Below are 15,964 nucleotides of genomic sequence, written 5' to 3' on the forward strand. Positions count from 1 at the left end.
CGACAGTTTCTATCGAAACCGCCAGCTCCATTTATAATTAGCATATCAAAATCCATGATAAAATGCAAAGCCTTTATTTCATAACTTTTTTCAGTGTCCTTATCAGCTCATCAATGTCGATCGGCTTGGCCAGATGACCGTTCATCCCGCTTTCAATGGACTTTTTCATGTCCTCGTCGAAGGCATTGGCCGTCATGGCGATAATGGGCACCGTACCGGCATCCGGCCGTTCCAGACGCCGTATGACTCTTGCCGCTTCCAGCCCGTCCATGACCGGCATACGGATGTCCATGAGGACCGCATCATAATAACCCTCATCATGTCCTGAAAACCGCTCAACAGCTATTTTCCCATTTTCGGCAGTTTCCACCAGGAACCCGTTCATTTCCAGCAGCACCTTGGCAATCTCCATGTTCAGTTCATTGTCTTCTACCAAAAGCAAGCGCTTTCCTTCGCAGCTCACATTGTCTATATTCTCTTTCTCCGGATCTCTGGCTTCTTCCTGCCCAGTCTTCAGACATATCTTGAAATAGAAATTGCTCCCTTCCCCCGGACGGCTGTTCAGGCTGATATTCCCTCCCATCATCCGAATCAGGCTGCTGCTGATGGCAAGTCCCAGCCCGGTTCCGCCATATTCTTTCGTGGTATCATCTCCCGCCTGCTCAAAAGCGTTAAATATCCGCTTGAAATTTTCCCGTTCAATGCCGATTCCAGTATCCTTAACAGAAAAACGGATGCCCGTACTGTTTCCCCGATCTTCTTCCTGTTCTACTGTCAGAGTTACAGTTCCTCCCTCCGGAGTGAACTTCACCGCATTCCCCAGAAGGTTCACAAGAACCTGGCTTAAATGAAGAGAATCTCCCATCAGCCATTTGTGCGTCAGGCTCACGCGGCGCACAAACTGAATCCTTTTGGTCTCCGCCTGCGGTTCGATAAGGCCGGCCACGCTCTCCAAAAGCTCCTCCATGTCAAAGGCCCTGATATCCAGCTTCATTTTTCCGCTCTCAATCTTTGACATATCCAGAATATCGTTGATCAGGCTCAGCAAAAACTTGGAAGAACGGTCAATCTTATCGAGACATTCCTCCAAGCGTTCCGGCTGCTTCACCTCATGGCGGGCAATGTCCGTCATGCCTATGATCGCGTTCATGGGAGTACGGATCTCATGAGACATGCGGGACAGGAAATCACTTTTTGCTCTGCTCGCCATATCGTACCGCTCCCGGTTGATATTGGTCTCTATGATTTTCGTGATCTCCTGGAGATCATTTCTGTCTTTTTCTGCCCAAAGAGGCTGGATTTCCCGGCACACATACGCCATCGCGCCGATATAATTTCCGCTGTCATACATCGGGACGCAGATACCGTTTTTCCCGGATGCCAGGCCGAAGAAGCGGCATTCCTCCCTGCTCAGGACATTTTCTTCACCAAACTCTCTGCTCCCGCCGGAAAGGAAGCCTGTCAGAGCTTCAAATTCCTGCCTGCTGAACCGGCGGACTCCCGTGCTCTGCCGGTCGCCCTGCACGTCATGCCATTGATATTTCACATAGGATGTGCAAAAATCCATATCCACCAGAGTCAGCACAATATCCGACGCACCATAAAAGTGTCCCAGCTTCACCAACAGGACCGGGAGAATATTGGAAATATCTCCTCCCTTGTCAAAAAAGGTAAAAACAAGAGAAACCATATTCCTGGCATCTGAATAGGGAAGGGCTGCAATCTCATTGATCTCCCGGCGCTCCTCCTTTATTTCATCTGCACTCAGCTCATCAAATATAGCCATGCCTCTCCGGACACCTGCTTTTACTGCGGCCAGCGCCCGCCCGGCTTCATACAGACAGTCCTTAAATTCTTCTCCTTCCTTTCTTTTGCTGATTCCGGCAGAAAAACTTAAAGGGAAACGTCTGCCATCATATATTTCATCTATCCGGGAAGCAAGCTCTTTGAGAAATACCTGTGCAGTTTCCGGCCTTATTTCAGAGAACCATATGAGAATCTCATCTCCGCCCATGCGGAGAGCCGTAATGCGCTTCTTGTCCATCTCATCCCGTTTCTGAACTTCTTTCTTCATCAGAAGAATCTGGCGTCCGGTCTCTTCCAGGACTGCATTCCCAAAGACCATACCATAGCGCTCATTCAGCTCTCGGAAATGATCAAAATCCAGGAGCACAAGGCATCCTGTCTTTCCTTTCTCGAATTCCAGCTGTATGATATCCTCACCGACGCTTCGCTCGTAAAGGCCGGTCACGCGGTCGCGTCGGGCGGATTCCAGGCGCATCAGCTCACGCACCTTCTGTTCGTGGATGTTCTTCAGGCTGCCGATGATCTTTGTCTTTTCTCCATTTGCATCACTGATGACCTTTCCGTTTAACTCCATCCACTCATAGTCCACATCCTGCTCAAAGAACCGGCCCCGGAACACCAGAAATACCGAATCATCCGGATTTTCCAATATCTGCAGAAATTTCTCCAGATCCTCCCTGTATATCCAGCCGCTGTTCAGCCTCTCTTTCAGGTTTTCCAGGTGGAATTCGGCCTGGCCGCTTTTTTTCTCCATGGCAAAATTCGATACGTCTATGGTATCCTGACGGATATCATAGGAAAACAGAAGATCCGTGCTGCTCTTTAAAGCGATCAGATACCGTTCCTTTTCTTCCATCAGGCGGTATTCTGCCTCTCTCTGCTTTTCTGTCAGGTCAGAGACCACCTCATACAATTCATCTACCTCGACGATATTGCTCTCTTTAAAGCTCTTTAGCTGGTGTTCAGAGCTCCCCCTTATACATTCCGCCAAGCTGCGGATGGGCTTCGTCACAAAACCCACGATGAGGACCGTTCCCACAAACCCGAACACCAGAGAAAGAAGAATCGCCATGGACAGGTTCCTAAGTACAGCGCTGCCGATTCCGAACAGTCCGGATTCTTCCATGACGCCGGCCAGGACCCATACTCTCTCGGAAAACGGAGCATTGGTATTGTAAAGATGCATTTCCCGCGCGGAAGCATACAGCTTTTCATCATCGGACCCAATCGCATACAGTCCGTCATATTTGGTCTCCTCCAGGCTGATACTCTCTGGCTTTTCATCTCCCAGGGATACGATAGTCCCGGTGGAGACCAGAGGAATATAAGAACCGTCCTCTGTCCGTTCCGCCAGCAGGTAGCTGCTGTACTGGCTCAGTTCTGAATACGGCATCAGATCCTGCAGGTATTTCGTAGAAATATCGATCCCCATGATGCCGTACACAGTGCCGTCATCATGGATCAGCGGAACAGAATAAGTAATGACCTCAGATCCTCCGTTCTTCCAGTCTCCCTCCAGATAGAAAGGGCGGCTCCAATAACAAAGATTTTTATACCCCAGCTGAGGATTCTCCTCTGCCTCCATGAAGGGTTCATAAAAAAAACTGTCCGCCTCTTTTTCCCCGGCGGCTCCGAAAGCGAAATCTGTCGTCCAGTAGCTGTCAAGCGGCACATTCAATTCGTGGGAAAAGCGGGAGCTTCCCCGTTTCATCAAAACATCCGAATAATCTCCGGGATTTGTCATGGGATCCGCGTCGTGAAAGTAAACACCCTGGCATTCCTGGGCGCTCAAACTGTCCCGCCCATTGGCCAGGATAATGAAAGTACCTGTCACAGAATTTTTACGCAGCATATAAAGACAGGAGGAAAGCATCTTGTGCAGAAGCTCTTCCTTCATTTCACTGCTGTTCAGAAACTCGGAAATGGACGCACCCCTGCTGCTGAGAATCTCTCCAAGCCCGTTTTCAATCGTTTCCATTTCTTCGCTCACATTAGACCACTGCTGGATCATATTGTTCTCCAGCAGGATCTGTCTGTTCTCCACCGTCCTGTCCTGAATGCTCACCAGATACTGGTCCAGAAGGGAAGTCGTTCCCCCGAAAATCACTGTCCCGAGGGAGACCACCGCCTGTACCAGCAGGATTACAAGAAGCGGTATGATAAACAGTCTGTAAATTGTACGTTTTTTCATCACTTTCACCGTTTTTGACCACTCACAAAAAACCCGTCATTCAGCATCTCACTGCGCCGGTTCCTCCGCCGCCGCGTCAAGTCCGGCCTTCAGTGACTCATACCAGGCGTCAAAGGCTTCCTCTGTGATAAATGGAGCGGCCGCTTCTTCCAGAGTTTTCCCCGCTTCCAGCTCCGCTTTCACTTGCTCCCTGTCCGCAGCAGCTTTATCTGACAGATTGTATTCCAGTACCTTTCTTGCGGCGCTTCCGCCGTCAAATGCTTTATTGGTATACATCTTATTTTCAGACACAGTATCAAAACCGATCATCAGAGAATCATATGTTTTATCCGACACATCGATATTATGCTCACGGATTGTATCGTCCAGCTTCTCTTTATCGTAGGCATCCTTCTTGACCGGCATATAACCGCTGCTGCAGCCGAAGTCATAGCTGTTCTGTTCCTCGGTAAACCATTTCAGAAATTCCACTGAAGCCTTTTCCTTGGCTTCGTCTGACTTGGTCACTACCATGCCCGCACCCTGCTGTACCGCATACGGCTCACCGCCTTCAAACTGAGGCGCCGGCATCACGATGTAATCAATAGGATATGTTTCTCCATTTTCCAGCTCCACCGTATCGGGGAAATAGGTAGCAGACGTGATGGATCCCGTAAAAGAAATGATCTCCCCGATCTTCACATCGTCCGAACGGAATCGTCCATAGGCACTGAAATACCCCTTTACAAAGGGAACATAATAATTATCCCAGATTTTTTTCATTACATCCCGGTCTGCATTATAAGTCACCTTGCCATCCTTCACCTGGAAGATCTCCGTTCCCAGCTGCATGGAACCTACAATGAAGTAATTCGCCATAGCGTCTCTTCCATAAAAAGCATGTCCGTCATTAGGCACATCCGGCGTCAGGCTGTCCGTCCAGTTGTAATAATCCTCCGCCGTTTTGGTCACGCCCTCGATGGTAGATAGCTGAGACATATCCGCTCCGGTAGCTTCTGCGAACTTCTCCCAGTCCTCCTTGTTCAGCATAAAAACTTCACTGGACTTCGCCACTGGAAAGATATAAAGCTCTTCCCCGGAGCCGATCCGACCTTCTTCTATGTAAGAATCCACATAGCTGTCAAACTCATCCTCGTCCATATACTTAGAGATATCCGCCAGGCAGCCCATCTTCTGGACGGCATAAGCCGTATCCGCATAAGACGAAAAAATGTTGGGCGCGTCGCCGCTTCCCACCTCTTTATTAAGCGCTGCCAGCACGTTAGTCTCCAGCTGGTTCACATCTCCCTGGCTGTGCCCCTCCACATGAATTCCTTTTTCCTGTCCGACTGTGCGGTTGAATTCTTCCACCAGGTTATCAAATGCCGTCTGCTGCACCCCGTTATAATAATGCCACACAGTAATCGCCACAGGGCTGTCCTTGCTCTGCTTACTTTCCTTCGGAGCCGTTCCGCAGCCCGAAAGCCCCAGAAGCATCACTGCCATCCCTGCAGCAGCAGCCCGTATCCACGCCTTCTTCTTTTGTATCTTCTTCATCTTTTCTCCTCATATGGTCTACCAGACCCATTTTTATTCTTCCTCATAATTGTAGGTGATTTTAAATCAGATGTAAAGGTATATCTACTTTTTCCTTCTTCCCGCAATCTTTGCGAAGGCCACGCCGGCGGCGGTGCTTACCAATGTGGCCAAAATTGCAGGAGCCACGATGGCAGTGGGATTCACAGCGCCATACTGCGCCCGGTAAGCGATCATGTTTATGGGTATCAGCTGAAGGGAGGAAATATTCAGAATGAGGAATGTGCACATTTCCGTGCTGGCCGTTCCTCTGGGCACCGCTTTTCTCCGCCCGCGGAGTCTCTTTTCTGTCCGTCCTCGCTCATTGCCGCCGTCACTTCCGAAAGCAGCGCCGTTTCTCCGTTCTTCCTCCAGCTCCTCCAGGCTTTCCATGGCTTTCAGGCCGGCGGGGGTGGCCGCCCATCCAAGCCCCATGACATTTGCCACGATATTTGTAGAAATCTCGTCCCTGGCCTTGTGTCCGGGCGGGATATCAGGGAACATGAAGCCCACAAACGGCTTTAAGAGCCTGGTGATCTTCTCTATGATCCCCGCTTCCTTGGCCACTTCCATCATGCCGGTCCAGAAGGCCATTACCCCCGCCATGGTAATGCAGAGGGAGACCGCGTCCTTTGCCCCCGTAAGAATCCCGTCAGTCAGCTCCGCCGGTCTTCCCAAAAGGACTCCCCATACGATGCCGAGAATCAGCATGGCTCCCCATAAATAATTTAACATGCTCTGTCTTCTCCTGAATCATCTTCTTTTCCACCACCATATGAAAAACGGACGGAAATCATTCCGTCCGTTTCTGCATGAAATGCGGTTTTTGCCTCTCCGCCTGCCCTGTCATCTCCGAAGCCGGAAGGTCTTTGGCGCATACCGGTAGACCAGAATAAGCGCCAGCACAATATACACCGCGCAGAAAACAATCACCAAAACGCCAAACAGGAGGACCGGGATTCTCTTTCCCACCAGCACATAGCAGACCAGATAAGTAACGCCGTCCGCAATGCTGTAGAGCATACTTTTCATCTCGATCTCCACATTATAGGGCTGCAATAGATAATAGAGCACCAGATTATGAACAGAGAAAAATACGCTCATAAAAAGGATGGACACAAACAATATGGCATAGTTCATGTATTGATCTGTACCGCCCGTCAGATACAGTAAGAGCGGCAGCCCAGCGGCCAGGACCAGCGTAGGCGGAAGATTCAGCCAGATTACTGATTTAAGCCGTTCCCTGAACAGGCTCAGGATCACATGGGGCTGCCGGTAAAACCGGTATGTCAGCATACTGTGGTCACAGTTCATGAACATGGCCTGGGAAACCACCTTTCCCCGGTTAGTCAAATACATCACAAACATAAAATATGGAAGAATAGTCAGCATCAGCCCGTTTACCTGAATACCTAACTCGGGCTTTATCAAGCATGCCGCAGCAGTCATCCCCCAAAGGAGGAGCAGGATGGCGGCCGTTCTTTTCGAAGACCGGATCAATATCTTTCTGTGCCTTTTCATAAAAAGATCATGGAAATAGGCGAAACCGGATTTTCCACTCTCCGCTTCTGCCGTTATATCGATTTTCTTCTGATAGCTCCCCTGCATGATCTCTCTTTTGTTTTCCGCTGTATTAAATATGACGGACGATCTGCCCAGCATCTTCCGGCACATGGCGCTGTATTTCCGGAACCGGAGGACATAGACGAGGCACGCGGCTCCCAGTACGATTCCTGAGAGTCCTGCCGCCCAGACGATCCTTTCATCAAGCGCGTATCCCCAAATCGGCGGACCGTACGCGGCCGCCAGCAAAAGGGCCACAGTAATCCAAGCCACCGCCGGCAGGTTGTTTTCGTTCCTTGCTTTTCCATGCTTCTCATAATCCCGCAGCACACAGGCGCTGATCACCAGCTTGAAGCCCACGATAAAGAATGGATATAAAATACAAAGCGGCAGAGATACCCCGGCCTTTGTCCCGAACCAAATCATAAACGGCATAAATCCCACTATCATTTTGATAAGGAAATACAGATAGTTGGATACCACATATTCCCGGGCGTCCATGTTCATGAGGGCGATCCCATAATACTTATCCTTTGTGGGGTTGAAAAGATTCGTATTCATGAAAGCCCCGATGAAGCTCAAAAACAGCAGAATGTGAGAGAACCCGGCTCCCGTTTCTGTCTTCATGAGTCCGGACATCAGAGAAACCATAAACAAAAGGTACAGAAATTTCCCCAGAAATACCGACAGAAGCTCCCACAGAACAGCTGCAATATCGGCAAATGTCTTCAGCCCCGGGCTCGCGTACAGCCGGTCAGGCAGCAGCTTTTTTATAATAGGGATCTGCTTCAGAGAATAGATCACACTGTTCGCCTTATAGGTATTTCTGAGACGGAATCCCGTCTTAAAGGTACTAATCATTTTCTTCCCCCTTAAGAGCCTGTATGATCTTATCCTTAAAGTCACGGTCGGAAAGGTTTTCTTTTGTGACCGGCTCCAGTACGCCGCCGTTCAGAACCGCGATCTCGTCACACAGATCCAGAGCAAGCTCCATTATATGTGTGGAAAAAATAATGATATGATCCTTTTTGATCTGCCGGAGCAGCTGCTTCATCTCCTCCGCCACCACCACGTCAAAAGAGGTGAGGGGCTCATCCAGCAAAAGCACAGCCGGGTCTGCGATCAGATTGACCAGAAGCTGCATCTTATTCTTCATGCCGTGGGAATAATCCTTTAGCAGCCTGTCTCTGTCCTCTGGATCAATATCCATGAAATCAAAATACTCATCCTCTGATTTCACTTCCTGGATCCGTTTCCGGTTAATATCCAGAAAAAACTTAAGAAACTCTCTTCCGGTCAGAAACTCAGGCACGACCGGCGTGGACAGTACATACCCGATATCTTCCGCCGCAGGCTTCCGCGCCGCGCCGTCCTCATCCTCCAGAAAAAACTCTCCGCCGTCAATTTCCATATCTTCATTGATACAGTTAAAAAGTGTCGTCTTGCCTGCTCCGTTCCTTCCCAGCAATCCATAGATCTTTCCCTTTTCAAAGGAAAAACTGGCCCCGCACAGAACCTCCTTATTGTCAAACGATTTCTTCAAATCCCGGATAACTAATTTCACTGCTGTTTTATCCTCCTGTCATATGTCGTTCCCAAAATTACGTATCCCTTTTATTATAGCAGATACCATATCCTATGGAAACCCTGACATTTTGAGAGCACATTTCACCGCTCTTTCCGTCACATTAGATCCGCGATCACTTCCCGGACAGTCTCGATCCTCTCGGCTCGGAAAGCATTGGCTCCGCAGAACAGCAGGGCGTCCTGAATCTTTCCTCTGGCCGCGTTCAGCAGGGCGTCCGTGATGCAGTAAGGCATCTCCTTTGGATCACACTTCTCCAGGCATTGATGGCACCTGGACGCCGGCTTCCGCCTTTCCTTCACCTCTCGGAGAAACTTATTCAAAATCGCCCTTCCCGGCATGCCTACCGGGCTTTTTGTAATGACGATATCTTCCTTTTTCGCGTCTATATAGGCCTGCTTATAAGCGGCCGGCGCGTCACATTCCCTGGTGGTCACAAACCGGGTTCCCACTTGTACGCCGTCGGCTCCCAGGTCATTCATACAGTGTTCTACGTCCATCCTGTCGTATATACCTCCGGCCACGACAACCGGAATCTTTTTTCCATACTTCATTCCGCATTGTCTGACCACTTCGGTGATCTTCCGAATTTCTCCGTCATAGTCCAGTTCCTCGATATGGGACAGCTCTTGCTCTCGAAATCCAAGATGGCCCCCGGCTTTTGGCCCTTCTATGACCACCATGTCCGGCGCTGTCTGATAATGCCGGTCCCACAGCTTGCAAATGACGACCGCCGCTTTGACAGATGAAACAATCGGAGCGATCTTCGTACGAAAACCGCGCACCAGCTCCGGAAGCTTTGACGGAAGTCCTGCCCCGGAAATAATGATATCAGATCCGGCTTTTACCGCCGCACGCACGTAATCCTCATACCGTTTTGTGGCCACCATGATATTGCAGCCGATGATTCCTCCCGGCGCTATTTCCCTGGCCTTATTAATTTCCTCACCGATACACCTTAGATTTGTCTCAATGGGAGCCTCGTCAAATTCCGGATCCCGGAACCCGATCTGTGCCGTGGAGATGACGCCGATCCCGCCTTCCTTCGCCACGGCACCTGCCAGCCCAGACAGACTGATTCCGACTCCCATGCCTCCCTGTACCAGCGGGATTTCCGCGGTAAGATCTCCAATAACCAATGGCTCTCTTTTCATATACCTTCCCTCCATTGTCCGGACTCCCGGCAGCATTCCCAGGTTTACATGGCCCGGAAACGCTCATAACGGTGGACCATGAGTTCTTCCCCGCTCATGGAACCGTACCTGTTCAGGAACTCTTCAAATCCGTTTTCCAGTACTGAGCAGATAATTCCGCTGTTTGCCCGGCCGGCCGGCTCCTCCTCCGGAATAATACGCTCAATGATTCCAAGCTCCATAAGATCGGCCGCTGTGATCTTCATAATGCCGGCCGCTTCATTCGCCCTTTTGCTGTCTTTCCACAGAATTGAAGCGAAACCTTCCGGAGAGAGGATAGAATAAATAGCATTTTCCATCATCCATACCTCGTCGGCCACCGCAAGGCCCAGAGCGCCTCCGCTTCCTCCTTCTCCGATCACTACCGAAAGAACCGGCACCTTCAGTCCGGACATTTCAAATAAATTCCGGGCAATGGCTTCGCCCTGCCCCCGTTCCTCTGCTTCCAATCCACAGAATGCTCCCGGCGTGTCCACAAAGCAGAAAACGGGCCGGCCGAATTTCTCCGCCTGTTTCATCAACCGGAGGGCTTTCCGGTAGCCGTCCGGCGAAGGCATGGAAAAATTCCGTTCAATATTCTCTTTGGTATTTCTGCCCTTTTGCTGTGCGATCACTGTCACCGGACGTCCATGGAATTTCGCGATCCCTCCCACAACAGCCTTATCGTCATGGCAGTACCGGTCTCCATGAAATTCGATGAAATCTTCAAATATGCCTTCAATATAATCAATCCCGGTGAGGCGTCCCGGTTTTCTGGATAGTTTTACTTTTTCCCAGGCAGGCAGACCCTGCTGTCTTCCGGAGTTCCGATCAGCCGCCGCCCTGCCTGCCGGCGTCAGATCTTCTTTTTTATTTTGGTCTTTTGCACCGCATTTATTATCTTCATGGAGCATGAGAATCCTGGTGAGCATTTCTCTGGATTCCTCTCTTTTCATGATAGCATCCACAAATCCATGGTCCTCCAGAAACTCTGAACGCTGAAATCCTTCCGGAAGCTTTTGTCCTATGGTCTGCTCGATCACCCGGGGGCCGGCAAAACCCACCAGCGCTCCCGGCTCTGCCAGAATGATATCTCCCAGCATGGCAAAGCTGGCGGTCACGCCTCCCATGGTGGGCTCTGTCAGTACCGAAATGTAGAGAAGCCCTGCGTCGCTGTGCCTTTTCAGCGCGGCAGAGGTCTTAGCCATCTGCATCAGCGACACGATTCCTTCCTGCATCCTGGCTCCGCCGGAGCAGCAAAACAAGATTACCGGAAGCCTTTCTTCTGTAGCGCGCTCCACCAGCCTAGTGATTTTTTCACCCACGTTATGGCCCATGCTCCCCATAATAAACCGGCCGTCCATAACGCCCACTGCCGTTCCATGACCTCCCATGGTCATTTTTCCCGTAATGACCGCCTCATCAAGTCCAGTCTTTTCCTGAAGCTCCGCCACCTTTCTGGGATAGCCGGGAAGCTGCAGGGGATTCTTCACCGGAAACCCTTTATCCCACTCTTCAAAGCTTCCTTCATCTGCCAGCATATCGATCCGGCGGTAGGCGTGTACGCGGAAATATCCTTTACATTTGGGACAAATATAATTGCCTTCAATGACATCTTCCGTATAAATAGGAGCGCCGCATTTATTGCATTTACGCCACATGCCCTTGGGCACTTCCGGCTGCGCCGTTCCTTTTTTCTCCGGCATTTCAATTTTAATATAAGTATTGGACGGTGTCCTCTTAAATAAATGTTTCCGCATATTCTCTGCCTCTTATTTAAAATAGGTCTCCATAAAACCGGTGTCTACAGGACCGGCTTCATAAACAGGGTGGGTGAATATTTCATACTGATTCTCCAGATTTGTATCCACCCCTTCTATTACAAGTTCACCCAGCGCGCACTGCATTTTTCTGACTGCATCTCTTCGGTCTCTGTCATGGACAATGAGCTTCAGCAGCATGGCGTCATAGTTGGGCGGAATTAAATATCCGTTGTATACCGCCGTATCCACCCGGATGCCGTTTCCTCCCGGCACCAGGATATTCTTGATCCTCCCCGCCATCCGGGCGTTGATCCTGCATTCAATGGAACAGCCCGTCAGGTGAATATCTTCCTGGCGGACAGACAATGGCTCTCCCGCGGCGATCCGAATCTGCTCTTTGACCAAATCCAATCCCGTAACTGCCTCTGTCACCGGATGCTCCACCTGTATCCGGGTATTCATCTCTATAAAATAGTAATGGCCCTCGCGGTCCAGCAGAAATTCGATGGTGCCGGCATTCACATATCCGGCCGCTTTTGCCGCTCTTACCGCCGTTTTTCCCATTTCTTTCCTGAGCTCTTCCGATATGGCGGCCGACGGTGATTCCTCGATCAGCTTCTGGTGGTTCCTCTGCACGGAGCAGTCACGCTCGCCCAGATGGACCACGTGACCGTGTTCATCAGCCAATATCTGAAATTCAATATGTCTCGGATTCTCCACATATCTCTCCAGATACATCGTATTATCTGAAAACCCTTTTACGGATTCTCTTTGAGCGTTCAGGAAATTCGTCTCAAATTCCTCCTCCCGCTCTACGACCCTCATTCCTTTTCCGCCACCGCCGGACGCTGCCTTTATCATAATCGGATAACCGATCTCTGCCGCCATCCGGAGCCCCGTCTCCGCGTCCCATACCGGTTCTCTGCCTCCCGGCACCACCGGCACTCCCGCGGCGATCATGGTATTCCTCGCCTCAGACTTGTTTCCCATCCTGGCTATGACCTGGCTGTCCGGACCTATAAATTTAATGCCGCAAAGCGCGCACAGCTCTGCAAACCGGGCGTTTTCGGACAAAAAGCCGAAGCCGGGATGGATGGCATCGGCTCCCAGAGATACGGCAGCCGACAGGATCCTCTCCATATTCAGATAGCTTTCCGACGAATTGGCCGGGCCGATGCAGATGGCCTCATCCGCCAGCAAAGTATGGAGCGCCTCGCTGTCGGCCTCTGAATATATCGCTACCGTATGGATTCCTATCTCCCGGCAGGCCCGGATGATCCGCACCGCGATTTCCCCTCTATTGGCAATCAAAACCTTGTTAAACATGCCGCTCCTCCATTTCAGGCCCGCTTATGTCAGCCCACCATAAAGGTCAGCTCAGCCGTCACCGCTGCCTGTCCGTCCACCGTTGCCGTAGCTTTTCCGACACCCAGGGGGCCTTTTCTTTTAATCAGCTCGCATTCCAGCTTCAGCTTATCTCCAGGCTGCACCTTTTTTTTAAATCTGGCGTTATTAATGGCTCCGAAATACGCCACCTTGCCTTTATTTTCTTCCAGGCTCAATATCGCCACGGCCCCTACCTGTGCAAGAGCCTCGACGATCAGGACTCCCGGCATCACCGGTTCCTGTGGAAAATGTCCTTTAAAAAAATCCTCGTGATAGGTCACGCATTTATAGCCTGACGCCCTGACTCCCGGCTCCAGCTCCTCAATACAGTCCACCAGCAAAAAAGGATGTCTGTGAGGAATGATCGCCTCAATTTCTTTTATACCTAACATTTCCTGTGCTCCTTTCCCCTGTCCTCCGATGTCCTTCCCCTTCATAATCCCAAACTTGTATTGTCCAAATCAGCGGATGCGGAACAACGGCTGCCCATATTCCACCACCTGCTCATTTTCGATCAGCACCGCTTCCACGACTCCGTCATATTCGCATTCAATCTCATTCATAAGCTTCATGGCCTCTATGATACCCAATACCTGGCCTTTTTTCACCGTATCCCCTGCTTTTACGAAAGGCTCCGCATCCTCAGACGGCGCGGCATAAAAAATACCGACCAACGGGGATTTCACAATCTGATCGGACTGAAACCCTTCATCCGGCCGCGGTCTCTCCTGAATGAGAGCTCCGGAAGCCTGACTGTCGGAAAAGACTTGCGTCTTCCTGTCCTCCGTGCAGTTTCTTCCGGCAGTAAGTGAAATCTTTGTTCCGCCTTCCTCCAGATTAAAGCTGGTCAGGCTGGACGCCGACACCGTTTCTATTAATTTTATTATCTGTCCGAATTCCATACTATTTCCTCCTGTCCCGGCACTCATTTTTAGTCCCTGTATTTTTTTACCAGGACGGTGGCATTGTGACCGCCAAAACCCAGAGAATTACTCATGGCATATTCCACGTCCATATGAATCCCGTTTCCGATGGTATAGTCCAGATCGCAGTCCTCATCCGGTACTTTAAACCCTACCGTGGGATGGATATATCTCTCCTCGATGGACTTCACACATGTGATAAATTCTACGCCTCCAGCTGCTCCCAGGAGATGGCCTGTCATGGATTTGGTGGAGTTTATCTTCACTGCAGCCGCCGCCTTTCCCATGGCCAGCTTTATGGCCCTTGTCTCAAACAGGTCATTATGGTGGGTTCCGGTGCCGTGGGCATTGATATAGCTTATCTGGTCAGGAGAGACCCCTCCGTCTTTCATCGCTTCCTCCATTGCCCTGGCCGCGCCGGCACCGTCTTCCGCCGGGGAGGTGATATGATAGGCGTCGCAGGTGGATCCATATCCTGCCACTTCGGCATAGATATGAGCATTTCTGGAAAGGGCGTGACCAAGCTCTTCCAGAATCACCACTCCGGCCCCTTCTCCCATGACAAAGCCTCCCCGCTCTTTATCAAAGGGAATAGAAGCTCTGTAAGGGTCCTCTGCGGTACTGAGGGCCGTGAGGGCCGCAAAGCCGGCGATTCCCAGAGGCGTGATGGAGCTCTCGCTCCCTCCCGCAGCCATTATGTCCGCTTCCCCATACTGAATGGAACGGTAGGCTTCCCCAATGGAATGAGTGCCAGTGGCGCAGGCCGTCACCACATTGATGTTCTTTCCTTTAAGGCCAAACTGGATTCCCACATTTCCGGCCGCCATATTGCATATCATGAGCGGTACCATCAGCGGGCTGATCCTCCCAGGTCCTTTTTCAAGAAGCCTTGTGTGCTCCCGTTCCATGGCCTGAAGGCTGCCAATCCCTGAGCCGATGCTGACACCCAGACGATATGGGTCTTCCTTATCCATATGGATTTCTGCATCCTTAAGAGCCTCTCCTGTGGCTGCCACCGCGTACTGGCTGAAAAGCTCCATACGCTTCGCCGCCTTGAAGTCCATGTGCTCTTTCCCTACAAAGCCTTTGACTTCTGCCGCCAGCTTCACTTTATAGTCTGTGGTATCAAATCTGGTGATCTCCCCGATTCCCACTTTATTTTCTTTGATGTTCTTCCAGAATTCCTCCGCGGTATTCCCGATGGGAGTGACGGCGCCCAGCCCGGTCACTACTACTCTCCTGCTCATGGGTTCTCCTTTCCTGCCTGTGTTTCTCTGATCTACATAGCCATGCCGCCGTCTACCCGGAGTACCTGGCCCGTGATATATCCCGCCCGGTCGGACGCCAAAAATGCTACAGCGTCTGCGATATCCGCAGGGGTTCCAAAATGACCCAGCGGAATCTGAGCCTCTGCCTTTTTTCTGACTTCTTCAGACAACACTCTTGTCATCTCCGTGTCCACAAAACCGGGGGCCACCGCATTCACCGTAATCCCTCTAGTCGCCAGCTCTCTGGCCACAGCTTTGGTCAGACCAATGACTCCCGCTTTGGACGCGCAGTAATTGGCCTGGCCCGGATTTCCCAAAACGCCGGAAACAGAAGAAATATTGATGATCCGCCCGTTTCTCTGTTTCAGCATCTGCCGGGATACGTGGCGGATACAATTGAAGGTGCCTTTAAGATTTATATCCAGCACCGCGTCAAAATCCTCCTCGCTCATCTTCATGAGCAGGCCGTCTCTGGTGATACCGGCATTATTCACCAGAATATCGATTCTGCTGTACTTTTTTATCACTTCACCAAGGAATGCACCCGCGGCTTCAAAGTCAGCTACGTTACAGCGCATCGCCTCGGCGCATCCTCCGGTCTCTCGGATCTCCCCTGCCGTTTCTTCCGCCTTCCCGGCAGAACCATTATAATTTATAATGACAGACGCACCGGCTCCTGCGAGGGCCAGGGCGATTTCTCTCCCGATACCTCTGGATGCTCCGGTCACTACTGCAACTTTCCTTTCTGGCATT

Annotated in this window: 12 protein-coding genes; all 12 read right to left on the reverse strand. The window is 50.8% G+C overall.

All coding sequences use genetic code 11. The features are described from left to right. Positions 1-73: 73 nt before the first annotated feature. The 12 genes from LQE92_RS12970 to fabG all read right to left on the reverse strand — a co-directional run bounded on the left by LQE92_RS12970 (position 74) and on the right by fabG (position 15,963). Positions 74-3,997: an ATP-binding protein gene (locus LQE92_RS12970; protein WP_231063376.1), complete on the reverse strand. Its 3,924-nt coding sequence runs from the start codon at positions 3,995-3,997 to the stop codon at positions 74-76. Between the two features lie 48 nt (positions 3,998-4,045). Next, positions 4,046-5,533, reverse strand: coding sequence for an extracellular solute-binding protein (locus LQE92_RS12975; protein ID WP_231063377.1), 1,488 nt, complete (start codon positions 5,531-5,533; stop codon positions 4,046-4,048). An 84-nt stretch (positions 5,534-5,617) separates the two neighbouring features. Then, a complete protein-coding gene (locus LQE92_RS12980; RefSeq protein ID WP_231063378.1) occupies positions 5,618-6,286 on the reverse strand; it encodes a nucleoside recognition protein in 669 nt (222 codons plus the stop codon). A gap of 111 nt (positions 6,287-6,397) precedes the next feature. Beyond that, the gene (locus LQE92_RS12985) at positions 6,398-7,975 is read right to left on the reverse strand and encodes a hypothetical protein (protein WP_231063379.1); all 1,578 of its coding nucleotides are present in this window, start codon (positions 7,973-7,975) and stop codon (positions 6,398-6,400) included. Next, entirely contained in the window at positions 7,968-8,678 is a 711-nt protein-coding gene (locus LQE92_RS12990; protein ID WP_231063380.1) for an ABC transporter ATP-binding protein, read from the reverse strand. Before LQE92_RS12990 ends, LQE92_RS12985 begins: the two co-directional genes overlap by 8 nt. A gap of 119 nt (positions 8,679-8,797) precedes the next feature. Continuing rightward, positions 8,798-9,853, reverse strand: a complete 1,056-nt coding sequence (locus LQE92_RS12995) for an NAD(P)H-dependent flavin oxidoreductase (RefSeq protein ID WP_231063381.1) — start codon at positions 9,851-9,853, stop codon at positions 8,798-8,800. A gap of 44 nt (positions 9,854-9,897) precedes the next feature. Further along, entirely contained in the window at positions 9,898-11,631 is a 1,734-nt protein-coding gene (locus LQE92_RS13000; protein ID WP_231063382.1) for an acetyl-CoA carboxylase carboxyltransferase subunit alpha, read from the reverse strand. Positions 11,632-11,643: 12 nt separating this feature from the next. After that, the gene (gene accC / locus LQE92_RS13005) at positions 11,644-12,960 is read right to left on the reverse strand and encodes an acetyl-CoA carboxylase biotin carboxylase subunit (RefSeq protein ID WP_231063383.1); all 1,317 of its coding nucleotides are present in this window, start codon (positions 12,958-12,960) and stop codon (positions 11,644-11,646) included. 29 nt (positions 12,961-12,989) lie between these two features. Next, complete coding sequence (gene fabZ / locus LQE92_RS13010; protein ID WP_231063384.1) at positions 12,990-13,412, reverse strand: 3-hydroxyacyl-ACP dehydratase FabZ; 423 nt, start codon at positions 13,410-13,412, stop codon at positions 12,990-12,992. Between the two features lie 69 nt (positions 13,413-13,481). Next, entirely contained in the window at positions 13,482-13,922 is a 441-nt protein-coding gene (gene accB, locus LQE92_RS13015) for an acetyl-CoA carboxylase biotin carboxyl carrier protein (protein ID WP_231063385.1), read from the reverse strand. A gap of 29 nt (positions 13,923-13,951) precedes the next feature. Beyond that, entirely contained in the window at positions 13,952-15,190 is a 1,239-nt protein-coding gene (fabF, locus tag LQE92_RS13020; RefSeq protein ID WP_231063386.1) for a beta-ketoacyl-ACP synthase II, read from the reverse strand. A gap of 32 nt (positions 15,191-15,222) precedes the next feature. Further along, positions 15,223-15,963, reverse strand: a complete 741-nt coding sequence (fabG, locus tag LQE92_RS13025; RefSeq protein ID WP_231063387.1) for a 3-oxoacyl-[acyl-carrier-protein] reductase — start codon at positions 15,961-15,963, stop codon at positions 15,223-15,225. Position 15,964 lies beyond the last annotated feature (1 nt).

The organism is Lientehia hominis (genome assembly GCF_021044755.1).
GTDB classification, from domain to species: domain Bacteria; phylum Bacillota; class Clostridia; order Lachnospirales; family Lachnospiraceae; genus Lientehia; species Lientehia hominis.

Coding starts and splice junctions, on each gene's coding strand:
- LQE92_RS12985 (WP_231063379.1), bottom strand. CDS start 7,975: ATGATTAGTACCTTTAAGACGGGATTCCGTCTCAGAAATACCTATAAG.
- LQE92_RS12995 (WP_231063381.1), bottom strand. CDS start 9,853: ATGAAAAGAGAGCCATTGGTTATTGGAGATCTTACCGCGGAAATCCCG.
- LQE92_RS12975 (WP_231063377.1), bottom strand. CDS start 5,533: ATGAAGAAGATACAAAAGAAGAAGGCGTGGATACGGGCTGCTGCTGCA.
- LQE92_RS13000 (WP_231063382.1), bottom strand. CDS start 11,631: ATGCGGAAACATTTATTTAAGAGGACACCGTCCAATACTTATATTAAA.
- accC (WP_231063383.1), bottom strand. CDS start 12,960: ATGTTTAACAAGGTTTTGATTGCCAATAGAGGGGAAATCGCGGTGCGG.
- fabF (WP_231063386.1), bottom strand. CDS start 15,190: ATGAGCAGGAGAGTAGTAGTGACCGGGCTGGGCGCCGTCACTCCCATC.
- fabZ (WP_231063384.1), bottom strand. CDS start 13,412: ATGTTAGGTATAAAAGAAATTGAGGCGATCATTCCTCACAGACATCCT.
- LQE92_RS12980 (WP_231063378.1), bottom strand. CDS start 6,286: ATGTTAAATTATTTATGGGGAGCCATGCTGATTCTCGGCATCGTATGG.
- fabG (WP_231063387.1), bottom strand. CDS start 15,963: ATGCCAGAAAGGAAAGTTGCAGTAGTGACCGGAGCATCCAGAGGTATC.
- LQE92_RS12970 (WP_231063376.1), bottom strand. CDS start 3,997: ATGAAAAAACGTACAATTTACAGACTGTTTATCATACCGCTTCTTGTA.
- accB (WP_231063385.1), bottom strand. CDS start 13,922: ATGGAATTCGGACAGATAATAAAATTAATAGAAACGGTGTCGGCGTCC.